The 20,255-nt window shown below is 52.3% G+C and carries 21 protein-coding genes; 10 read left to right on the plus strand and 11 right to left on the minus strand.

Going from position 1 to position 20,255, the window contains the following annotated elements:
• Positions 1 to 10 precede the first annotated feature (10 nt).
• Positions 11 to 202, plus strand: coding sequence for a very short patch repair endonuclease (locus J4377_RS18880; RefSeq protein WP_228631835.1), 192 nt, complete (start codon positions 11 to 13; stop codon positions 200 to 202).
• A gap of 223 nt (positions 203 to 425) precedes the next feature.
• On the opposite strand, the gene J4377_RS03935 is transcribed toward J4377_RS18880, so the two are convergent.
• Both J4377_RS03935 and J4377_RS03940 read right to left on the minus strand, forming a co-directional pair.
• Positions 426 to 1,580, minus strand: coding sequence for a restriction endonuclease (locus J4377_RS03935; RefSeq protein ID WP_253486897.1), 1,155 nt, complete (start codon positions 1,578 to 1,580; stop codon positions 426 to 428).
• Positions 1,581 to 2,564, minus strand: a complete 984-nt coding sequence (locus J4377_RS03940) for a DNA cytosine methyltransferase (RefSeq protein WP_253486899.1) — start codon at positions 2,562 to 2,564, stop codon at positions 1,581 to 1,583. It abuts the gene before it with no gap.
• A 150-nt stretch (positions 2,565 to 2,714) separates the two neighbouring features.
• Between J4377_RS03940 and J4377_RS03945 the strand changes: the two genes are divergently transcribed.
• The gene (locus tag J4377_RS03945) at positions 2,715 to 3,767 is read left to right on the plus strand and encodes a DUF808 domain-containing protein (protein ID WP_253486902.1); all 1,053 of its coding nucleotides are present in this window, start codon (positions 2,715 to 2,717) and stop codon (positions 3,765 to 3,767) included.
• A gap of 269 nt (positions 3,768 to 4,036) precedes the next feature.
• On the opposite strand, the gene J4377_RS03950 is transcribed toward J4377_RS03945, so the two are convergent.
• Positions 4,037 to 4,828 (minus strand): helix-turn-helix transcriptional regulator, encoded by a 792-nt coding sequence (locus tag J4377_RS03950; RefSeq protein ID WP_253486904.1) that lies wholly within the window; start codon positions 4,826 to 4,828, stop codon positions 4,037 to 4,039.
• Between the two features lie 107 nt (positions 4,829 to 4,935).
• Between J4377_RS03950 and J4377_RS03955 the strand changes: the two genes are divergently transcribed.
• A complete protein-coding gene (locus J4377_RS03955) occupies positions 4,936 to 5,745 on the plus strand; it encodes a sulfite exporter TauE/SafE family protein (protein ID WP_253486905.1) in 810 nt (269 codons plus the stop codon).
• Positions 5,746 to 5,959: 214 nt separating this feature from the next.
• On the plus strand, positions 5,960 to 6,943 hold the full coding sequence (gene rhuM, locus J4377_RS03960; protein WP_253486913.1) for a virulence protein RhuM/Fic/DOC family protein: 984 nt from the start codon (positions 5,960 to 5,962) through the stop codon (positions 6,941 to 6,943).
• A gap of 37 nt (positions 6,944 to 6,980) precedes the next feature.
• Here the strand turns inward: rhuM and J4377_RS03965 are convergent, their stop codons facing one another.
• On the minus strand, positions 6,981 to 7,277 hold the full coding sequence (locus J4377_RS03965; protein WP_038481820.1) for a DUF1330 domain-containing protein: 297 nt from the start codon (positions 7,275 to 7,277) through the stop codon (positions 6,981 to 6,983).
• 223 nt (positions 7,278 to 7,500) lie between these two features.
• On the opposite strand from J4377_RS03965, the gene J4377_RS03970 reads away from it, so the two are divergent.
• The 3 genes from J4377_RS03970 (at position 7,501) to J4377_RS03980 (ending at position 11,050) form a co-directional block, all read left to right on the plus strand.
• Entirely contained in the window at positions 7,501 to 8,700 is a 1,200-nt protein-coding gene (locus J4377_RS03970; RefSeq protein WP_253486915.1) for a multidrug effflux MFS transporter, read from the plus strand.
• 96 nt (positions 8,701 to 8,796) lie between these two features.
• On the plus strand, positions 8,797 to 9,588 hold the full coding sequence (locus J4377_RS03975) for a PhzF family phenazine biosynthesis protein (RefSeq protein WP_253486917.1): 792 nt from the start codon (positions 8,797 to 8,799) through the stop codon (positions 9,586 to 9,588).
• Between the two features lie 310 nt (positions 9,589 to 9,898).
• Complete coding sequence (locus J4377_RS03980) at positions 9,899 to 11,050, plus strand: MFS transporter (RefSeq protein WP_253486920.1); 1,152 nt, start codon at positions 9,899 to 9,901, stop codon at positions 11,048 to 11,050.
• 71 nt (positions 11,051 to 11,121) lie between these two features.
• Here the strand turns inward: J4377_RS03980 and J4377_RS03985 are convergent, their stop codons facing one another.
• The gene (locus J4377_RS03985; RefSeq protein WP_120385653.1) at positions 11,122 to 12,303 is read right to left on the minus strand and encodes an AAA family ATPase; all 1,182 of its coding nucleotides are present in this window, start codon (positions 12,301 to 12,303) and stop codon (positions 11,122 to 11,124) included.
• Between the two features lie 27 nt (positions 12,304 to 12,330).
• On the minus strand, positions 12,331 to 12,966 hold the full coding sequence (locus J4377_RS03990; RefSeq protein ID WP_253486922.1) for a TetR/AcrR family transcriptional regulator: 636 nt from the start codon (positions 12,964 to 12,966) through the stop codon (positions 12,331 to 12,333).
• A gap of 180 nt (positions 12,967 to 13,146) precedes the next feature.
• Between J4377_RS03990 and J4377_RS03995 the strand changes: the two genes are divergently transcribed.
• A complete protein-coding gene (locus J4377_RS03995) occupies positions 13,147 to 14,658 on the plus strand; it encodes an MFS transporter (RefSeq protein WP_253486924.1) in 1,512 nt (503 codons plus the stop codon).
• A 79-nt stretch (positions 14,659 to 14,737) separates the two neighbouring features.
• On the opposite strand, the gene J4377_RS04000 is transcribed toward J4377_RS03995, so the two are convergent.
• Both J4377_RS04000 and J4377_RS04005 read right to left on the minus strand, forming a co-directional pair.
• Positions 14,738 to 15,265 (minus strand): hypothetical protein, encoded by a 528-nt coding sequence (locus J4377_RS04000; RefSeq protein ID WP_120385650.1) that lies wholly within the window; start codon positions 15,263 to 15,265, stop codon positions 14,738 to 14,740.
• Between the two features lie 51 nt (positions 15,266 to 15,316).
• Positions 15,317 to 15,760, minus strand: coding sequence for a helix-turn-helix domain-containing protein (locus J4377_RS04005; RefSeq protein ID WP_038481832.1), 444 nt, complete (start codon positions 15,758 to 15,760; stop codon positions 15,317 to 15,319).
• A gap of 73 nt (positions 15,761 to 15,833) precedes the next feature.
• Between J4377_RS04005 and J4377_RS04010 the strand changes: the two genes are divergently transcribed.
• Both J4377_RS04010 and J4377_RS04015 read left to right on the plus strand, forming a co-directional pair.
• A complete protein-coding gene (locus J4377_RS04010; protein WP_253486926.1) occupies positions 15,834 to 16,862 on the plus strand; it encodes an SO_0444 family Cu/Zn efflux transporter in 1,029 nt (342 codons plus the stop codon).
• Between the two features lie 33 nt (positions 16,863 to 16,895).
• The gene (locus tag J4377_RS04015; RefSeq protein WP_038481838.1) at positions 16,896 to 17,648 is read left to right on the plus strand and encodes a potassium channel family protein; all 753 of its coding nucleotides are present in this window, start codon (positions 16,896 to 16,898) and stop codon (positions 17,646 to 17,648) included.
• Between the two features lie 83 nt (positions 17,649 to 17,731).
• Here J4377_RS04015 and J4377_RS04020 read toward each other — a convergent pair whose 3' ends face one another.
• The 3 genes from J4377_RS04020 to msrP all read right to left on the minus strand — a co-directional run bounded on the left by J4377_RS04020 (position 17,732) and on the right by msrP (position 20,184).
• Complete coding sequence (locus J4377_RS04020; RefSeq protein ID WP_198348563.1) at positions 17,732 to 18,472, minus strand: hypothetical protein; 741 nt, start codon at positions 18,470 to 18,472, stop codon at positions 17,732 to 17,734.
• 78 nt (positions 18,473 to 18,550) lie between these two features.
• Positions 18,551 to 19,168, minus strand: a complete 618-nt coding sequence (gene msrQ, locus J4377_RS04025) for a protein-methionine-sulfoxide reductase heme-binding subunit MsrQ (RefSeq protein ID WP_253486930.1) — start codon at positions 19,166 to 19,168, stop codon at positions 18,551 to 18,553.
• Positions 19,168 to 20,184: a protein-methionine-sulfoxide reductase catalytic subunit MsrP gene (gene msrP / locus J4377_RS04030; protein ID WP_095602608.1), complete on the minus strand. Its 1,017-nt coding sequence runs from the start codon at positions 20,182 to 20,184 to the stop codon at positions 19,168 to 19,170. The genes msrQ and msrP overlap by 1 nt, the downstream gene beginning before the upstream one ends.
• Between the last annotated feature and the right edge of the window lie 71 nt (positions 20,185 to 20,255).

Consider the following 20,255-nt stretch of genomic DNA (forward strand, 5'->3'; position numbering starts at 1 on the left):
TATATCTGATGTGCTAACTCGGGAACAACGCTCATGCTGTATGTCACAAATAAAGTTTAAGAATAATAAGCCTGAGTTAGCCCTCAGAAAAGCGCTATGGAGCTTGGGCTATAGTTATAGAATTAAGAATCGGCTGCCTGAAAAAACAGACTTGTTTTTCTTATCATTGAGAACAGTGGTTTTCGTCGATGGCTGCTTTTGATATAAATGTCCTGAACATTTTGTGCCGCCGAAAACCTGAGTAAAATTCTGGTTGGATAAAATCGATGGTAACGTTGCTCGGGGAAAGCGGAACAATGAGTCTTTAAGATCCAGAGGGTGGCAAGTAATTAGAATTTGGGAGCATGAGGTTAAAGAATCTTTGGAGGGTGCTGCTACTCATATAGTAGGCACCTTGGAAAAAGAAAAAGTGAAGTCTTATTACCCTAGAGGCTGTTAAGCCAACTTATAATTTGTTCCAGAGACCCAATGCGCTTTTTTAGTATTTTAACTATATCTAAACCGGAAATAATCACCACCGGGTGTTTGTCTTCCTTTAGTTCAGTATAAGCCTGAGATGCGAGATATGAGGTGGTGACGAGGATCCCGAATTGTCTGTGCCTCAATCGCGATAGAAGCCTAGAAAGCTCTTTAACTCCAACGCCTTTCCCTTTGGGATCATAGCATTTGGCTTCTAAAGCAAACTCTACCTCTATAGCGCTTTTGCCAGTGCCTATTCCGTATCCACCAACAGCATCTCGTCCACCGTCACGCCATGGGCGAGTAATATCACATTGCTTAATATCCGGCATGAAAAGTCGGGCAATTTCTACTGCAGCCGCTTCGAATGCAAATGGATTTTTGCCGTATTTGTCGTGTATTAAAGATAAAATTTTATAGTCTTCAACTGATTGGGGTAATTGCTGTTCTTTGTTGCGTATGTCGATACTGTGCGGTGCATAAAGAGGAGAGTATTTTCGTCCAGAGAGCCATTCAAGCCAAGCTCTGGGGACATGGACAGAAGACACTGCTTTTCCAATTTTTATGTCGTTTAACCATTTACGGGAGACTACCGGAACATCGAGTATAGTGAAAATCGATTTGTAGTTCTGGAATCTGGTGTTGTTAGAACCTTTTGCTCGCCAAATAGCAACCAAGTCATCGTCTGAACTTAGGCTCTGCGCACCAGGGACGGCCAAGCCGAGAAACCTTACATCACGATATTGCCCGGTTCCTCCAAAGAGAAGAATAACAGGGAAGTGATCGAATGAAGTGGGAGAGTGGCGTGCATCAAACAGGTTGCGAAGAATCAGATTTCCTTGCCTTGGTGTGTCATGAATTCCGCGTGCAGTCTTGTTATCACCGTAATATATAAATTGGCCGCTTTCAGTATCTAAGTTATCCGGCCAATCAGGATCATTGAAATTTGACTTTAATGCCAGCAATTTCAATGTATCTATGCCTGGGCGTCTTCCTAGATGCCGAAAGCCCGCACCGTTATCCACACCAAGTAATTGAGGCAGAGGATCATCTGATGAATTTCCGTTTCTTGAGCCACCGTATATGTGATCCACGATCAAGTCGGCATCAGTTAAGCTCATTTAAGAAGCCAGCCCAACTTCACTATCCTCAATTAAAGTTATTTTCTTGAAGATCATTTCCATGACTGGAGAACAAACACCGTTGCCACAAAGTTTAACCTTGTCCCGTCGGCTGCCGTGTGAGAGGAGATGTTTAGAGCCTGCACCCATAGCTTTCAGTAACTCTGGTGGTTGTAGCATACGAAGGTATGGAGTGTCATTTTCCCACGTAACCAAGCCAAACCGGTCTATGGTAGTTACTGTGCGAAGTGGTGCATCAAGTGATTGCCAGCCTCCAGCGTAATCTGACCCGTAGTAAACGATAATAAAGTCTTTTCCTCTCCCTAGCGCTTTAATGGCTCTCTCTGCCCTATCAAGCGTGGCTTGCGCTCTCTTTTCTGTATAGAGGGGGCGGCTTTTATAAATACCTGACCAGTCGATAATTGACCGAGCGGACTTAACGCCTTTGGGGCGTAATGCAACTAGATCTTCCTGAGTAATAACAGCCCCTTGCAGATCGCAAACTAAAAACATACGTTTGCGCGCCTGAGGAACTCCAAAATCAGCCGAATTAAGAATTAAATCATTTACGGTATAGCCATATGACTCAATGGCACTAACCAACTCGTTATGCCGCCCCCACTTTTTCATCCGGTTCACGTTTTCCACAATTAGCCAGCGCGGCTTCATTGTTTCGATCCAGGGAATTATGCCAATAGCTGTTTCTTTGCTTAGCTCACAACCAGGCTTGGCTCCTCGAGCGATCGAGTGAGAAGTGCACTCGGGTGAAGTTAATAGCACATCAGGCTTGTACTTCTTTGCCAGCTCAATTGGATCTAAGTCTTCGATAGGTGAGCAGATGACTTCTGCAGAAGGAAAATTGCTCTTATATGTGGATGCGGCAAGCTGCCAAGCATCAATGGCAAGAATTGGAGTAGCTCCTGCCTTGACAGCTCCCCTGGCACCAAAGCCACCACCACAAAATAGGTCCACGAATTTGAGCATACAGCCTTCTTCAATTGAGACGTTTTTGAACGATGAGGCATGTTACCAGGTTTAAATTTGTCCTGCCTATTTTGACGTGGATATATTTCGGATGAAATACATATTTAAGCCCGTAGCCCTTGCCTTCTGAGGCAGAGTGATTTCGACTGAATGCAGGCTAAAACAATACTACCCTCGGCGCAAAAAGATGCCATTCGCCCGATCCGCTATGTGCTTTACTATCTGCACCTGTTATTCACGGAGGAAGCATTCATGGCCATAGGCGGCTTGATAGGATTACTGGATGACATTGCCGCATTGGCGAAGTTGACCGCAGCATCACTGGACGATGTGAGTGCCGCTGCTGGGCGTGCGACGGCGAAGGCGGCCGGGGTGGTGGTGGATGATACGGCGGTGACGCCGCAATATTTGCAGGGGGTAACCGCGGAGCGGGAACTGGCGATTGTGAAGCAGATCGCGCTGGGGTCGATCCGCAATAAGCTGATTTTTATCCTGCCGGTGGCATTGTTGCTAAATTACTTTTTGCCCGCGCTCTTGCCGATCATCCTGATGGTGGGTGGCACCTATCTAGCCTTTGAGGGCGCGGAAAAGGTCTGGCATAAGCTATCCGGTCAGCATGACGACGAAAAACCAGCGGGAGAGAAGGGGCCGGAAGCCGAGAAAAAGATCGTGAGTGGTGCCGTTCGCACCGATCTGATTCTATCTGCTGAAATCATGGTAATCGCGCTTGCTACTGTCTCCCATCAGGGATTCTGGTCACAGATGGCGAGCCTAGTAGTGGTTGCGTTTTTCATCACGCTGCTGGTGTATGGCGTGGTGGCGCTGTTGGTCAAGATGGATGATATCGGCCTGAAACTTGCCCAGCGGAGTAATTCGGCAATTCAGGCCCTGGGCCGTAGCCTGGTGACTGCGATGCCCAAGGTGCTAGCGACCATCTCGGTGGTGGGTACCGTCGCCATGCTCTGGGTAGGTGGGCATATTCTGATGGCCAACCTGGGTGCCGATGGAACGGGTTGGTTCAACGCGCCCTATGCGTGGGTACACCATGTCGAGCATGGCATTGCCGAGGCAACCGGTGCCTTGGGTGGCTTGCTAGGCTGGAGTTTCAATACGCTGTGTTCTGCGGTGATTGGCTTGTTGGTGGGCTCGGTGGTGGTGGGGGCGTTGCACCTACTTCCCAGTAAGAAGATGCAAAATGCCTGAAATCCTTAAGGATTAGATATTTTGTTAACTCAAAGTACACCCTATTTAAATTTTTCAAAGAGCGCAGGGCTGACTCTTTAGTAAAGTGCTAATTTTTAAACTACAAGTGCACATAACAAAGCTCTACTCAAGAAAGTGCTTGTCGCCAAGAAGGGTATCTTCGCGCTCAAAGGCGGCACGGCGATAAACCTGTTAAATCATATCCCCTTCCAAAATGATCCTTGAGCCGAATAAAAAGCCTATTCGGCTCAATTTTTGATCCGAATATATCATTTTAAGGCGCCATCCTCTTTTAACGCCGCCCGGACGAAAGCGCTGGGCGATTGGCCGAGTACCTTGCGAAACATGCTGGAGAAAGCGGCCGGGCTGTCGTAGCCGAGCTCTAGCGCGGTTTGGGTAACGGAACTGCCGGAGAGCAGCCTGGGAATAGCCGCCATCAAGCAGGCCTGTTGGCGCCATACGCCAAAGGAGAGCCCAGTCTGCTGACGGAACAAGCGGCTGAAGGTGCGCTGACTGCAATGCAACTGTCGGGCCCATTCGTCAGGCAGCGTGTGAATGTTTGGCTGGCTGAGAAACGCTCTGCACAGGTTGGCGAGTGGAAGGTCGTGGGGCAGGGGCGCAAACAGTGGCAGGGCCTGAGCCTGCTCCAGTTCGTATAGAAGTAGTTGAGCCAGGGCACCGTCGCGGCCGTTTTCGTCATAGCGCGCGGGGATGTGGGCGGAAGCCAGCAGTAGGTGGTGCAGGAGAGGCGTTACGACCAGCACCTCGCAGTTGGGCGAAGCGCGTGGCGCGACGTGGGGCTCGATATACAGGCTTCGGGTGCTCACCCCATTCATGCGCACCTGATGGCGCTTGCCCGCAGGCAGCCAGACTCCGCTGTAGGGTGGCACCATCCAGGTGCCGTCATCCGTATTGACTTCCATCACGCCGCTCATGCCATAGAGAAACTGGGCACGCCGATGGGTATGAAAATCAAGGAGGGTGCCGGGGCGGTAGTCAGTACCGATGGCCACGATGGGCCGTGCCACATGATCCACATCTGAAAGAGGCGTATTGAGCATTAGCGTTAACCTGGCTGAAATGCGTTGATGGTTGTCCGAATGACGAATGTCGGCCAATCCGTGCCAGCATATAGTGCCTGCTGTTTCGTTTCATCAGGAGAGTGCCGGTGTATAGCGTATTGCTGCTTTGTGGTGGTTTGGCCGGAGTGACCACCGTACTGTTCGGTTTCGGCGGTGGGTTTGTGGTGGTTCCTTTGCTGTATACCCTGCTGATGGCCGTCCATGGGCTGAATAGTGGCATCGGTCAGGCGGCCATGCATATCGCGGTGGCTACCTCGACGGCGTTGATGGTATTTGCTGCTTCGCTGTCCACATGGCGTCACCATCAACGGCAGACCGTGCAGTGGCAGCTGATGCGTCCGCTGGTGGGCTATATCGCCATGGGGGCTGTGCTGGGCGCGGCGGCGGCCGTGTCGTTAAGTGGCGAGTGGGTGCGCTGGGCGTTTATCGGCTATTTGGGTCTCACGATTGCGGATGCCGTTCTGCGGCCCGGTTTTCTGCATCAGGCGGAGAGCGACGTGCATCCTATGGGGCGTGGGGTAACAGCGATGACAGGGACATTGATTGGTGCGGTGGCCGCCTTGTTGGGTGTTGGTGGCAGTGTGATGACCGTTCCGCTTATGCGCCGGAGAGGCGCGAGCATGACGGCAGCCACCGCCATGGCCAATCCGCTATCGTTGCCCATGGCGGTAAGTGGTACCGCGACGTATGTGTTGCTGTCGTCAAATCACCCCGCGCTGGGGGGCTGGTATGCCGGTTATGTGGACCTGCGCGCCTTGCTGGTACTCGCCGTGGGCTCATGGCTCGGTATCCGCCTGGCATCGACTTGGATCGGGCGCATCCCTGACCGTATTCATGCCAGGGTATACTTGCTACTGCTGACCATGGTGCTGGTGGTGATGGTTTTTGTGCGTTGAAGCGTCTAATTTTGCTTGGCAGAATCATGGCGATATTTTGCTGTATAAATGAACAGTTTTTGTGATAAGGTTTACTTAATCTCTGATTGCGGGCGCGCTTGAATCTCTCTTTTAGTATGGAAAGGTGACTACTGCCGTATTGAGTGCTGCTTGCTTGGGAGGTGCTTGTTTTAAAGCCATAAAGCGTTTGATGTAAACCTGGGAGGCAGCACTCATGAATGATCAGCAAATACAGATATTCACCAGCGAAGATGGGCAATCACACCTCGAGGTAACGCTGGAACAAGAGACCGTTTGGTTAAGCCAGGCACAGATGGCAGAACTGTTTAACACCAAGCGCCCTGCAATCACCAAACATTTAAGTAATATTTATAAGAGTGGAGAGCTGAGTGAAGACAGCACATGTTCCATTTTGGAACATGTGGCTGAGCATGGGCAGCGATACCGCACCAAACACTACAACCTTGATGCCATTATTTCTGTTGGTTATCGGGTTAGTTCGAAGCGTGCCACTCATTTCCGAAAGTGGGCAACTCAAGTATTAAAAGAACATTTGGTACAAGGCTATACCTTAAATCAACGCCGCCTAACTGAGCGTGGCATAGAGTTTGAGCAGGCGGTGAGTTTGCTCAGCCGAACCCTGACCAATCAAGGCTTGGTTTCAACCGAAGGCGAAGCGGTTGCCCGTGTGATTAGCGATTACGCCCGCTCCTGGAGTTTGCTACAGGGCTACGATGAGCAGCAGTTGGCGGAAGTGGGCATCAAACAGCCAGGTATGCAGCCTTTAGGGGTGGAAGAGGCACTTCAGGCCATCGGTGAGTTGAAACAGACCCTGATTGGCAAGGGGGAGGCCACCGAGCTATTCGGTCAGTTGCGGGGTGACGGTCTGACGTCCGCCCTGGCCACCATTGAGCAAGGCTTTGGGGATGAGCTTTTTTACCCTAACGTCGCCACTCGCGCCGCGCACCTGCTTTACTTTGTGATCAAGAATCATCCTCTAGCCGATGGCAACAAACGCTGCGGCTCGTTTTTATTCTTGTGGTACCTGCGCCGCAACGCCGCGTTGCTGGCAAAGCCAGTAGAGCAACTGATTAATGACAATACCCTAGTGGCCCTGGCTCTATTGGTGGCGGAAAGCCTACCGGATCAGAAAACGTTGATGATTCGGCTGATCGAACATTTCATCTTGTTGCGATAGCTGTACCCCTCGCTGGCGACCGCAGGGGCTTTGCCCATTAAGCCTCTTCTATTCCATCCACTAGAAAAACGCGATAGTCGGCACCCTGGAAACGGTGTTTGCGGGCTTCCTGATAGGCGGGGCTTTCGTACCAGGCGCGGGCGGCGGTCATGTCGGGGAAGCGTAGAATCACCGCACCTTCCATGGCGCTTCCTTCTAGTACCTCAAAATCACCATAAAAGGCCAGCGGCTGTGGGTCGTGGCCTTCGCGGGCAGCTTTGGCCTTTTCGCTGTAGCGCTTCATTTCTTCGTTGTCGTGAGTGTGTTCACGGGTTAGTACGATGTAGGCGGGCATTCGGCTCTCCTCGTTGGTATTAAATGCGCTATGCAATCATACCTGTTGTTGGTTGGGCGCTGTCCACTTACTCTCAAACCCCTGCTCTCATAACCTTACTCTCGAACCCCAGCTCCTAAAGCCCCATTAGCAAGCCACCAACCTATTCGATTGCCTTGATAGCAACTGTCGGTATCATATTGTGGGTGTTGTCCATCATTACGCCCCTTTACCGCGAGCTTCTATGACCCAATCTAAAACGCCGTTCATTGTGGTGCTGAGCTTGGCATTGACCATGATGCTGGGCCCGTTTTCCATGGATACGTACCTGCCAGCTTTTCCGGTTATTGGCGAATCGCTGGGAGTTTCTCAGCAGGCGGTGTCGCTGAGCGTTTCAGTGTATGTCTTCGCGATGGCGTTTGGTCAGTTAATCGGCGGTGCGCTTTCAGACCGCTTCGGGCGCCAGCGGGTGTTGATGAGCGGCCTGGCGATTTTTGCGCTTTCAAGCATTGTCATTGGTATGGCGGATTCTCTGAACACGCTGCTCGTCGGGCGGGCAGTTCAGGCTCTTGGCGCCGGTTTTACTCTGGTATCTGTGCCGGCGCTGGTGCGCGACCGGGTGGCGGGCCGCGACGCCGCGAAACTGTTTTCGATGATGGGCTTTATCATGGTGCTGGCGCCTGGCATTGCGCCGAGCGTGGGTAGCGCGATTCTGGCGCTGGGTTCCTGGCACTATATCTTTTTCGCTTTGGCGGTATACGCGGTGCTTCTAGTGCCGTTGTTGGTGCGGGTGCTTTTTACCGGTACGGGCAAGGTGTCTCGAGCGAAAAGCCCTAAGATGAGCCTGCTGGCGCGTTACAAAATGGTACTGTCGACAAAGCCGGCCCTTCCGTTCATCGTTTGGCAGGCTGCCTCATTTTCTACTCTGATGATGTTTATCACCTATGCATCATTTATCTATCAGGGGCATTTCGGTAAATCTCCATCAGCCTTTTCAATGCTGTTTGCGGCGAATATCGTCGCGATGCTTATCTTCAATATTCTCAATCGAGTGTTGCTTTCCAGGCTATCGTCACTGCGTATCCTGCAGCTGGCAACGGGCTGTCAGGGTGTTGGAATACTGTTATTGGTGGTGGCTGCCTTTATGGAGTGGCCGCTGTACGCCTTCCTGCCCGCCATGATGCTGACCATCGGTGCGGTAGGGGCGATCTCGCCGAATATTCAGGCCTGCTTTTTGGAGTACTTTCCCACCAGTGGCGGAACGGCCGCAGCGCTTTTGGGCGCCGCTCAGTTCGGTGTTGCCGGGCTGCTGAGCGCATTGTCTGCCATGTTGCCGCATACGCTTGAAGCGGTCATCCTGGCCATGGCCGCCTGTGGCTCGGTGGCGTACCTGATGCTTGCCCGTTCTATCATCAAAGGGCGGGCCGCTGTTGAGGCGGACTAGGCCAGGCCCTACTCACTTGTTGCTAAAATACCCTTGCCAAAAGCCACGTGTTATCCAAAACATAATGATCCATGACGATAGAAAAGGCTGGCTGTAATGAATATTGATCTTTACCAGGTAGATGCGTTTGCCTCTAAGCCGTTTGAAGGTAACCCTGCGGCGGTTTGCCCGCTGGAAACGTGGTTGGATGATGCGTTGTTGCAGGCAATCGCCACGGAGAACAACCTCTCTGAAACCGCCTTTTTTGTGCCGACTGAGTCTGGCTATCACCTGCGCTGGTTTACCCCTTCAGTGGAAGTGGATTTGTGTGGTCATGCCACGCTGGCGGCGGCGTGGGTGATCTTTAATGTGCTGGGCGATAGCGCTGAAACACTGCAGTTCGAGACCCGCAGTGGGCAGCTTTTAGTGCAGCGTGACGGCAACGAACTGGCGATGGACTTTCCCGCAAAGATAGTCGAACCCTTGGCGATGGAAACTGAGGTAAAGGCAGGGTTAGGGATTAACGAGATCGAAGCGCTGCTGATATCGGACGATATCGTGGTGGTAGTTAACGATGTGCAGTTGATTGAATCTCTAGCACCGGACATGCAGCAATTGAAGCGCCTTCCTGGGCGCGGCATTGTCGTTACTGCGAAAGGCAGCGATGTAGACTTTGTCTCCCGTTGGTTCGGCCCCAAAGTCGGTGTGGAAGAAGATCCCGTTACTGGCTCGGCGCATACCTCGCTTGCGCCTTACTGGGCGAAAAAACTGGGTAAACAGCAGCTTACTGCACGCCAGGGTGGTGCCCGCAAAGGTGCGCTGAGCTGCGAGATAGAAGGCGACCGCGTGATTATCAAAGGCCGCGTTGCGCCTTACTTGAAAGGGGTAATTACGCAGCCATCGCAGTGACGTTGCAAGGCTGTCGGTAACCAATAAAGTCATCTGTGTACTGATTCTATTGGCAGCGCTGACAGCAATTCTGGAGACGGAACCAACGCTGCGGATGTTTCTATTTTAGCGGCGGCGTTTAGCAGCGCCGTAGACATGAATCGTTAATACTTTAAGTCCGCTCCTTTTCGCCACCTCGCCCACACTTAATGCTCTTTCCCTAGAGTCTATGCGCTGATCCACTATTTCTCTTGACCTCAAGTTAACCTGAGGTTTTACAGTAAGCGCCGATTCTTATTTAGCAATGGCCGATAAAGGGTGGGCAGTGGGTATGCGCAATAGCAATTCGAGATCAATACCGTTGGTAAGAACGATCCTGCTGATCATTCTGGTTGAGGCAATCCGTCACGATGTAAGCCTTTCATTTACACAGTTGTCGCTTTTAACCACGTTGCCGGTACTAGCGATGGGGCTGGGGTGTTTTGCTAGCGCATTGCTCGCAAAGCGGATCGGCTTTAACAGCGTGATTACTCTGGCGCTTGTGTCGATTGCTTTATCGGACGCGTTGCATTGGTTTGGCTTCGGGTATACAGGCTTATGGGTAGCCGCGCTGGGTGCCGGCATTGGCATAGCGTTTATCCAGGCCGCACTTCCTGCGGTGATAAAACAGGCGGCAGGCGAGAAAACCCCAATGGTGATGGGGTTCTACATTGCCTCCATTATGGGGGGCGCGGCTCTCGCCTCTGCCATTACCCCTGTAGTGAGTGATTATATTGGCTGGCAGAACGCCTTGGCGTTATGGGGGCTTTTAGCACTTGCAGGGCTCGTTGGCTGGGTGATGCGCAGGCAAGTACTGCCAGCCCCTAGTCAAAACAACAGCGTTAGCATCGCTTTTTCAGCGATGGCGTGGCAGCCTCGGTTTTGGTCGTTGGCGATTTTCTTTGGTTTAGGCACGGCGGGTTACACCTGCCTTCTTGCTTGGATTCCGCCCACCTTTATCCATTTAGGTTGGTCTGAAACGCAAGCGGGGCTGGCGCTTAGTTGGCTAACGGCCATCGAGGTGATGGCTGGCCTAACGTTTCCGATACTGGCTCAACAAATGAAAGACCGTCGCCCGGTGTTATTGCTGGTACTTCTGTTGTCGGTGGCGGGCTTTTTGCTTCTTGGGCTAATGCCTAAAACAATGGCTTGGTTAGCAACCGCACTTCTGGGGTTAGGAATCGGTGGCCTTTTTCCCTTAAGCTTGATCATCACTATGGATCACTCAGACGATCCCGTGCTGGCTGGTCAGCTTACTGCTTGGGTACAGGGCATCGGCTATCTGATTGCCTCTTTAGCACCTATCGCGGCGGGGTTGATAAAAGACTTGCTGGGAGGGTTTGAGCAGGCATGGCTGATGCTTGGGGTGATTTTTATTGGACTGATAGTGATGAGCCTACGTTTTGATCAATCTAAAGCGCCCCAGCAGCTACGCTTTAGTTAGCGAAAAGGGCTTCTAGGCAATCTAGGTTGAAAAGACAAAACGCTAGTGCCCACGGTTCGTTAGCGTTCTATTTAATCCATCCAATGCCAGGGCGGTTCGTCCAACCATCCCTGGCCGAGGATAACGGTCTCGCCAAACTCTTTATTCAGAGCAATCGCGTTACAGGCAGCCTCTTTTTCCAAAGTGGCCACCAAGCGTGGCGCGTGGGAAACCACCCACACTTGGGTTGCCTGCGATGCGCGGATAATCAGACGCCCTAAAGCAGGCAGCAGATCCGGATGCAAGCTGGTTTCTGGTTCGTTTAACACTAATAGGGAGGGCGGACGAGGGGTGAGCAGCGCCGCCACCAGCAGTAGATAGCGAAGCGTTCCGTCGGATAATTCCGACTGGTTTAACGGGCGCAGTAGCCCATCCTGAAGAAATTGTAATAGGAAGCGGTTACTGGCGTCGGCTGCAAAATTGATGGTTGCGCCGGGAAAGGCATCTTCAATCGCCTCGTACAACGCTTCTCTGTCGCCAATCTCGTGGATGGTTCGTAACGCGGCCACTAGGCTGTGGCCATCGTGATCCAGCACCGGGGTGCGGGTACCAATCTGGGGTGTGCGGATAATAGATTGCGAATCGGTTCGGAACTGATCATAGAAGCGCCAACTACGAATGGCTTGCCGGACCGCATGAACCTCAGGCACGGCGATCGGGTCACTGATTTCATTCAAAATACTTTCGTAGCTATTGAGATGGGCGTCGTAAACCTGCCATTTGCGGCCAACACGCACTTTCACCACTGGTCCGACTCGGTCGATCAGGCAGCTACTGGGGCGGCAGACGTCGCCAGCCCAGATACACTCGCGCTTTATCTCGGGGTCGAACTGGAACATGGAAGGGTCCCCGTAGCCAGCAAACCCCTGCGGCGCGGGCATTCCCAGTGAAATGGCGTAACCAAAGTCTTCACCTACAAAACCCAGCCTAAGGCGGGAATTGTTTCTCTTGGCGGAGCCTTCAATGGGCGCAGTGCCATCCTTCATGCTTTTGGTGAGTTTTTCCGGGCCAGCCCAAAAGGTGTAATCAAGCCCGCCTTCCTGGGCAATCGATGAGATCAGATTGCCTTTAGCCGTCTCTGCCAGTAGCCGCAGCGATTTATACAGGTTGGATTTTCCACACCCATTGGGCCCGGTAACCACATTAAGGCCTGTTAGGGGGGAGACAACGTTTTTCAGACTGCGATAGTTGGATACGGCAAAGGCGTTAATCATAGGCGCTGAGATCCGAGATAAAAAAGTTTATCTGGCTGTCTTTTCCGGAGGGGGCAGCATATGCAGACAAGCATCTGCCACTTGGTGTGCAAAGCGTGCACGGTCGTTAGCCTTGGCTGCAATGATATCGTCTGTGGCGCCATGCACCCCTGAATAAATAAGCAGGGCCACTACCCTTGGTTGCTCCACTCGCCAGGTGCCCGCCAATTGTCCACCTTCAATGATGTCTAGCAGTTGATCAAGAAGGGCGTTCCTGGCTTGGTTGGAACGATCATGATGGTGATGATTGGTGTAGACGATGTCGTGCGTTCGGTATGTTTGTGCATACACTTCGACGCTGACTTCAATCCATGTTCTCAATCGCTGCAGCCAATCGTGGTCTGGGCAGGCATCCAGGGCTTTCTGGAGGCGCGCTAGAAAGTCAGCCGTGTACCGTTCACCCAACGCAACCAGCATGTCGTTCTTGGATGAGAAGTAGTGATAGAACGTGCCTTTGGCAACTTGGGCTTCCTTAACAATTTCGTTGATTGTTGTGGCTTCAACGCCTTTGGCCAGGAAGAGCTTTTCGGCGGCAGTCATCAACTCATTTAGGCGAATTTCAGCCGGTTTGGTTCTTGGCGCTTTAGCTGCCTGCGGCGTTGGCTTCGTTGTCTTATGATCCATTATGTCGATTTTTAACTCTTGGTTGGCTTCAACATCCCTTAGAAAATACGGCCTAGTTTAGGCGAGCTAAGGCTCAGAGCATAGGCGATCGATACAGTATAATATATTGACCGACGGTCGGTCGATTTGTATGCTTAAGCAAAGAGCACGTACTTTTCTATCTCACCGTAAGGAACTGTCATGCAGCCTTCTCGCCGCTACGGCGCATTGTGCGCTGTTTGTCTTGGAAGCTTTATTGCCACACTTGATATCAGCATCGTCAACGTGGCACTCCCTACCATGCAGACGGCATTACGCACCGATATCGTAGGGCTGCAGTGGGTAGTCAACGCTTATGCGATCTGCCTATCTGGGTTCATGCTGTCTGCGGGTCCAATAGCGGATAGGTATGGTCAAAAGCGCGCTTGGCTCAGTGGTGTCATCCTGTTCACACTGGGCTCGGTACTGTGCGGTTGGGCGCCGTCATTGCCCGTGTTGCTGGTGGGTAGGGCCATCCAGGGAACTGCAGGCGCTTTCCTGATCTGTGGTGCTATGCCTATTCTTACCTCTGCCTTTCCCGGTCCAAAGGAGTGTTCGCACGTAATCGGTGCTTGGTCAGCCTCCAACGCCTTGGCGCTAATCCTGGGGCCGTTATGCGGGGGGCTATTGCTGCATCATTTTGGCTGGCAGAGCATTTTTTTGATTAATCTTCCTCTGGGTATATTGGTCGTGGTGCTAGGCATGTACGGCATTACAGAGCGTAAGTATCCCGAACACGCTGCACGTGATCCGTTGGGCCAAGTTCTCAGTGTGGTAGCCCTGGGCGCATTGGCTTTTGGCATGATTGAGGCAGGGGAAAATATCAAAATGGGGGGCATTGCCTTGATGGTCGCCGCGATCAGCTTTGTACTGTTCGCGGTGGTAGAAAGTCGAGTAGAGCGGCCTTTACTGCCGATAGCACTACTGCAGGGGCGCGCTTTTTTAGTGGCGAATTTTGCCTCGTTCATATTGGGATTCTCTTACTACAGCAGCCTGTTCTTTTTCTCGATTTTTCTCCAGCAGATTCAGCATTGGTCGCCTGTTGAGGCTGGCTGGCGCATGATGCCGCAATTTGTCATGACGCTGTGTGTTTCTCTGCTATTCGGAAGATTAAATAAGCTGATTCCTCTACGGCGGTTAACGGCAGTAGGATACGGCTTCGCTGGGCTTGCTTTGCTATTAATGGCAACGGCCACGGCACAAACACCTTACTGGATTGTAGGTGTATGGTTTGCGTTACTCGGTATCGGGGTGGGGCTGGCAGTTCCTGCCACGAGCATTGCCGTGATGAGCCTAGCACCTGCCGAACTATCGGGAGCCGCCTCTGCAACAATGAATGCACTCCGCCAAGCTGGCATGACAATTGGTATTGCGCTGCTTGGTACATTAATGAGTGAGCGGGCAATTCATGTTTTTGCCTCTGCTTCTGCTGTAGTTGAGCAAGGAGTAGGGCAAGGAGTGGGTAGGGTGGAACAGATTGCGCGCGAGGCTATTACTCAGCACGTATTCCCCAATACCTCAATCGCTCTTCAAGACCTTTTTACCCGCGCGATGGAAAGTGGTTTTCATTTGGCAATGTTGTTGGCAGGGCTAGCCTGTTTTGGAGTACTAAGCTTGCTGCTCATGGGTAATACTCATGCAGGCCAACGATATAGCCCTAGTTCCAGTCCATAGATGACACTGTAAATTCTTCTAGGCGTGTTAATCGCTGTCTCAAGGTGAAAACTACTCTGTCAGGGCGTATCGCTACCCGCTAATGGGAATTAGCAGGATTGTCGGCAGGGATAAAGGTCGCAGGCTCTGCCACTGGAGGTAGCTGCTTGTTTTCCAGAGTTGCCAAGGCAATCTTGTAACAATCCTCAATATGGCTGTTGCCCATGTACTTCATGGCGGTAAAGCTAATAGTGCCTGCTACGGCGCTGCCAATAAAGGGAACAAACTTAGTAACCCCTTTGGCGGCGACTTTAACGCCCATCTTATTCAGCAGTGTTATGATTAACTTCTTGGTGATGTATTTTCCGGCTAACTTGCTTCCCGTATTGGAAATGGCGGTCATCACAAAGAGTTTGGTTTCGGTATCTAGGCTTTCGATTTGTTCAGGCGATAACCCAAACTGAGCGTTAATTTTGGGAATTATGCGCATTAAGATAGCCACGTCAGAGCCGATATCCAGCCCAGGTATGGGAATGATAGCGGTGCCCGCCGAAATCCCTGCGCTTTTGGTCACCATCGAATAGCATGACTTTTTAATGGCATCGAGTTGTTCCCTTGTCTCAATCATGCGGTGTTCCTTTTTTACGATACTGAACTGCGATATTGCTGGGGGCAGCCTTTACGCCGTTACTTCTCCGCATCCCCGCTCGGTGCAGGTGGGTTGGTGGTCATACAGCGTTTGAATGATCTGACAGTTAGCCGCCTTGCCGCCTCGGCATTGGTGAACCACTTGGCGCAGTTCGCCTGCCAGTGCTTGTAAGGCAGCGATGCGTTCTTCTAAGTGCTCTAGATGACGGCTGGCAATATTATCGGCGGCGGTGCAGTCGGTGTCGGGGTTGTCGGAAAGTGCTAACAACTCCTGGATACTGTGCAGATCTAACCCCAGGCTACGACCATGGCGAATAAAGCCAATGCGTTCTAATGCCGCTTGATCATAAGACCGGTAGCCTTGCTCTCCTCGCTGTGGCGGTGCCAGTAATCCCAGCTTTTCATAATGGCGAATGCTTTCCGGCGAGCATCCGGTTTGGCTGGCAACTTCCCCGATACGATAGTAGCGTTTCATAGGCTTGACCCTGTAACGATTACAGGGTTTAGGCTAGTCGTTATTCTCTTGACTAACAAGCAGGTAACCGACGATGAGTTTGATCAATGAGCTGTTGAGTATTGCGTTAAGCGCCGCACCTTGGCTGCTGCTGGGGCTGGTGATTGCAGGATTAATTAAGGCGTTAATGCCAGAACATCTATTACAGCGTTGGATGGGGGGGCGTGGACTGGGCAGCATTTTACGCGCAGCGGTGATTGGTATGCCGTTGCCACTGTGTTCCTGCGGAGCGATTCCCACCGCGCTGGCGTTGCATCGGGGTGGGGCGGGCCGTGGGCCAACCACGTCCTTCCTGATTAGTACACCCGGCGTTGGGGTGGATTCAATGCTCATCACCAGTGTGCTCTTGGGCCCTTTAATGGCCCTGGCGCGGGTGTTGGGAGCCTTGGTAACTGCCATAGTGACGGGCATTTTAGTGGGCTTTACCGGCCAAGCAGCGCTGCCGAAAAGCACCCCTGTTAGCAGTTGCTGTGCATCAAAAGGCTGTGACGCTGACAGCGCTAACGCACATGCCACTGAGTTGACGGGGGTAATTGCAGGATTGAAGTATGCCTTCAGTGATTTATTGGATGACATCAGTAGCTGGATGTTTGCCGGTTTATTGTTGGCGGGGGTGCTGGTTACCTTTGTGCCGCCAGAAACTCTGGTAGGTTTTTCGGGTGGTTTGTTGGCGCTAATCCTTATGGCGGTCATCGGCATTCCCTTGTATATCTGTGCTACTGCAGCCACCCCCGTTGCTGCTGGTTTACTATTGGCGGGCATTTCACCGGGAATGGCGTTAGTCTTTCTGCTTGCTGGTCCTGTAACGAGCCTAGCCACCCTGGCTATTCTGCGGCGTGAGTTTGGAAACCAAGCGTTAGCGGTTTATCTCGTCAGCATTCTGCTGGTGACGGTGTTGATCGGCTGGGTGTTTGATAAAGGGCTAGCAATGACGGGATGGGATCCGGTTCAGCAGGCCAGCCAAGTTCAGGAGCTGCTACCTGCATCTGTCGAGTGGTTGGCTTTAGGCGCATTAGTCCTGTTCTCTATTCGTCCTATACGTAAGCGGTTGTTGGGGTTTTAGATCGCTGCATTCACTAATAAGTTTTTTGAAGAAATGATCATAAATAGAGCTGAGCTTTACCGGCAGTTAGCCTTAGAAACGCACCTGCGGCAGGGGTTGTCGACCATTAATAGAGTCATCTGCGTGCTGATTTTGCTGGCATCGCTGGTGGCTATTTTGGAAACGGAGCCAATGCTGCGGGCGCTTTCACCACGCCTTTTTCCTACCTTAGAAACTGTGTTTGTGGTGATCTTTATCGGTGAGTATTTATTGCGTCTGTATGTTGTCGGTGAAGATCCTCGTTACCGCGGGATAAAAGGCCGGTTGCGCTATGTGTTTTCGTTTTGGGCCATGGTGGATTTACTGGCGATTTTGCCTTACTTCCTGGGATTTATGGTTCAAAACAACGGCTTCTTACTACGCATGTTGCGTTTGGGGTTAATGCTGCGGCTAACCCGTTTAGGTAGATTCAGCCAGGCTTGGGCTGCACTGGCAGAGGCGCTGAAGTCTCGTTCTCATGAGCTGTGGCTGAGTGCGGGTTTGGCGATGCTATTGCTGCTACTTTCCTCTTTCTGCCTTTATTTGGCGGAAGCCTCAGCTCAACCGGATGCTTTTGGCAGCGTGCCCCGTGTGCTGTGGTGGAGTGTTACTACGCTGACGACGGTAGGGTATGGCGATATGGTTCCTATCACTGGGTTAGGTAAGTTTTTTGCGGGATTGACGGCGGTGGCGGGCATCGGGATTATCGCGATGCCCACGGGGATTTTAGCGGCGGCATTAAGTGATGCGTTTCAGAAAAATCGCTAGTCTCAGGTGGGAAGTCAACCGCTGAGGCCTGTTGGGTGTTATTCCCACGACGAGTGGGGCGTTATGTCGTGGGAGACGTGTTACTAAAACATCCAGGTCGCGCCTAGTAATGGGCCACTCATCGATACATCAACGCGGGTGCCGTTTTCATCGCGGTCTACTGCCAAGTGCCGAAAGCCTGCTGAAAGGTGAAAAGCATCATTTACCTGGTAATTCGCGGTGGCGACCGCTTGCCATGTGCTACTGGCACCTATGCCGAAGCCGCCCCCATCAACATGTACTAACGTTGACCACTTAGGTGTCCACGTTGAACGCAGTCGGGCAGCTAAAAGCGGATCGACCCAGCGTTCAGTGTGACTGGCACTAACGCCTAAGGCGGGCACGCTCACGTCAGCTTCTATTCGCCAAGCCCGTGCACCCGCTAATAGATCTAGGTATTGGGTCGGGGTGTTGAGCACTTGATAGCCTGCTGCTGCAGTTATCGAACGCTGACGTAGGTTGCCTTCTATCGCAACGCCGGGTAGCAGCGTGCTCTCATGGCTCAGTGATGCCCAGGTAACATCTCCAAACAATACCCAGCGGTCTTTACGGGCGCTGCCGGCCATAAAAAAAGCACCTTCTAGGTCACTCAATACATCACTAAAAGAGCGTGAGGTGCTGATAGTCGGGGCGTTGGAGAGTGGCCGCACGTCGCCAGCCAGCCCTACCATCCACACATAGGGGGTTAGCTGGAAACGCCAAGAGTCATCTTGTGCGTGGGTATTGGCAGCGAAGCCAGCAGCCAAAAAGCCAACTGAGGCAATAAGTAAGCGGGCGTTGGGCATCATCATTGTCCTTATGAGAGTGTCCTAATGAGGGTGTCTTTATGTTAGCCGTGCCGTTTAACTTTTACCGACATATGTTCACCGACTCAAGCGGTAGCGCAACTTTGGCAGTGTGCGAGCGACGGGCGGCAAACGGGTTGCCATGACTAACGTGGCAATGGCGGCATACATGGCCCAATCTTGCATGTCGGCGCGCACCACCCAAAAGAAGTGCAGCAGTACTAGCCCTAAAATAACGTAGGCAAATTTGTGTAACGGCTTCCAGCGTTTGCCTAAACGGCGCATTGACCAGCGGTTAGAGGTAGCACCCAATACGGCAAGGCCGATCAGTGCGATCATGCCGACAATGATGTAGGGCCGTTTGACCAGCTCGCTACCCAACAGTGCCCAGTTAAGCCCTAGAATAAACAGCGCGTAGCTGAGCATGTGCAGGGTGGCGTAGGCGAGTGTCCATAGACCAAGCTGACGACGGATCAATGCAAAGCCTTTCCAGCGGGTGAGCTTGGTGAGCGGCGTAAGGCTTAGCGTGAGGAGTAGCATCCATAGCCCGCCAATGCCGATGTTCAGCAGCAGGTAATTGCCTGGTTCGGGGCCTGCGGCGTTAATCGCTACCTGCCAGCCCCAGAACACCAGCGGCGCGAGCGCCGCCAGGAAAACGCCTATCCGCCACAGTAACCATACCCGTGGCGCAGCCATTAGTAGTGCTTCCTTAAATCCATACCAGCATATAGCTCGGCAACCTCGTCGGCATAGCCGTTGAACATCTGGGTATCAATGGTATTAGCGTTGAACAGGCTGTTGGGAAGCCGCCGCTCGGTGGCTTGGCTCCAGCGTGGGTGGTCAACTTGTGGGTTAACGTTGGCGTAGAAACCATACTCATCGGCGGCGATTCGTTGCCAGGAGTTGACCGGCTGCTCTTCCACCAGTGAGATACGCACAATCGATTTAATGCTTTTGAAGCCATACTTCCAGGGCACCACCAGCCGCAAGGGTGCGCCGTTTTGGTTGGGCAGTTCACGGCCATACATGCCCATGGCGAGCAGTGTTAGCGGGTTCATAGCCTCGTCTAGGCGTAAACCTTCCACGTAAGGCCAGTCGATTATTGAGAACGAAGAGCGCTGGCCACGCATTTGTTCTGGGTCCACCAGGGTTTCAAAGCGCACGTACTTGGCTTTGCTAGTGGGGTCGGCACGTCGAATCACCTCCGCAAGGGGGATGCCAAGCCAGGGAATGACCATCGACCACGCCTCTACGCAGCGCAGTCGGTAAATGCGCTCTTCAAACTGCGAAGGCTTAGCGAAGTCTTCTAGGGCAAAGCGCCCGCCGTTATTTACTTCACCATCGACCACCACGCTCCAGGGCTGGGTTTCCAGGCTGCCTGCATGGCGGGCGGGGTCGCGTTTATCGGTGCCAAACTCAAAAAAGTTGTTGTAGCCGCTGGCATCGTCAAAGGGGGCGATTTTATCTTTATCAGGGTCGCTGGGGGTGATGGCTCGCCATTGGGTGTCGCTGATTTTTTCCTTCAGCCAGGCTGGGGCATCGCCTTCCGGCACATCAGAATAATCTTCGTTGGCGCGGACGTGGCCGGAGAGGGCAAGCCCCGCGCCTAGGCCCGCCATGCCACCCATAAAGCGCCGTCGGGAGAGGTAAATAGATTCCGGTGTTACATCGGATTCGTGTAAATCACTCGGTTTGGCAATCTTTATAAGCATGTGGTATCTCCACTCGCTACGGGGAAAGGGTGATAAATACTGTGACCAGTTTGCATGAGAGTTATCACAAC

This window comes from Halomonas sp. XH26 (assembly GCF_024138895.1).
GTDB lineage: Bacteria > Pseudomonadota > Gammaproteobacteria > Pseudomonadales > Halomonadaceae > Vreelandella > Vreelandella alkaliphila.

Excerpts from the sequence above, each read along its gene's own strand:
- rhuM (WP_253486913.1), top strand. The coding sequence starts at position 5,960 with ATGAATGATCAGCAAATACAGATATTCACCAGCGAAGATGGGCAATCA.
- J4377_RS03945 (WP_253486902.1), top strand. The coding sequence starts at position 2,715 with ATGCAGGCTAAAACAATACTACCCTCGGCGCAAAAAGATGCCATTCGC.
- J4377_RS03985 (WP_120385653.1), bottom strand. The coding sequence starts at position 12,303 with ATGATTAACGCCTTTGCCGTATCCAACTATCGCAGTCTGAAAAACGTT.
- J4377_RS04010 (WP_253486926.1), top strand. The coding sequence starts at position 15,834 with ATGAGTTTGATCAATGAGCTGTTGAGTATTGCGTTAAGCGCCGCACCT.
- J4377_RS03935 (WP_253486897.1), bottom strand. The coding sequence starts at position 1,580 with ATGAGCTTAACTGATGCCGACTTGATCGTGGATCACATATACGGTGGC.
- J4377_RS03970 (WP_253486915.1), top strand. The coding sequence starts at position 7,501 with ATGACCCAATCTAAAACGCCGTTCATTGTGGTGCTGAGCTTGGCATTG.
- J4377_RS03950 (WP_253486904.1), bottom strand. The coding sequence starts at position 4,828 with ATGCTCAATACGCCTCTTTCAGATGTGGATCATGTGGCACGGCCCATC.
- J4377_RS03965 (WP_038481820.1), bottom strand. The coding sequence starts at position 7,277 with ATGCCCGCCTACATCGTACTAACCCGTGAACACACTCACGACAACGAA.
- J4377_RS03940 (WP_253486899.1), bottom strand. The coding sequence starts at position 2,564 with ATGCTCAAATTCGTGGACCTATTTTGTGGTGGTGGCTTTGGTGCCAGG.
- J4377_RS03980 (WP_253486920.1), top strand. The coding sequence starts at position 9,899 with ATGCGCAATAGCAATTCGAGATCAATACCGTTGGTAAGAACGATCCTG.
- J4377_RS04015 (WP_038481838.1), top strand. The coding sequence starts at position 16,896 with ATGATCATAAATAGAGCTGAGCTTTACCGGCAGTTAGCCTTAGAAACG.
- J4377_RS03995 (WP_253486924.1), top strand. The coding sequence starts at position 13,147 with ATGCAGCCTTCTCGCCGCTACGGCGCATTGTGCGCTGTTTGTCTTGGA.
- msrQ (WP_253486930.1), bottom strand. The coding sequence starts at position 19,168 with ATGGCTGCGCCACGGGTATGGTTACTGTGGCGGATAGGCGTTTTCCTG.
- msrP (WP_095602608.1), bottom strand. The coding sequence starts at position 20,184 with ATGCTTATAAAGATTGCCAAACCGAGTGATTTACACGAATCCGATGTA.
- J4377_RS04000 (WP_120385650.1), bottom strand. The coding sequence starts at position 15,265 with ATGATTGAGACAAGGGAACAACTCGATGCCATTAAAAAGTCATGCTAT.
- J4377_RS03975 (WP_253486917.1), top strand. The coding sequence starts at position 8,797 with ATGAATATTGATCTTTACCAGGTAGATGCGTTTGCCTCTAAGCCGTTT.
- J4377_RS04005 (WP_038481832.1), bottom strand. The coding sequence starts at position 15,760 with ATGAAACGCTACTATCGTATCGGGGAAGTTGCCAGCCAAACCGGATGC.
- J4377_RS04020 (WP_198348563.1), bottom strand. The coding sequence starts at position 18,472 with ATGCCCAACGCCCGCTTACTTATTGCCTCAGTTGGCTTTTTGGCTGCT.
- J4377_RS03990 (WP_253486922.1), bottom strand. The coding sequence starts at position 12,966 with ATGGATCATAAGACAACGAAGCCAACGCCGCAGGCAGCTAAAGCGCCA.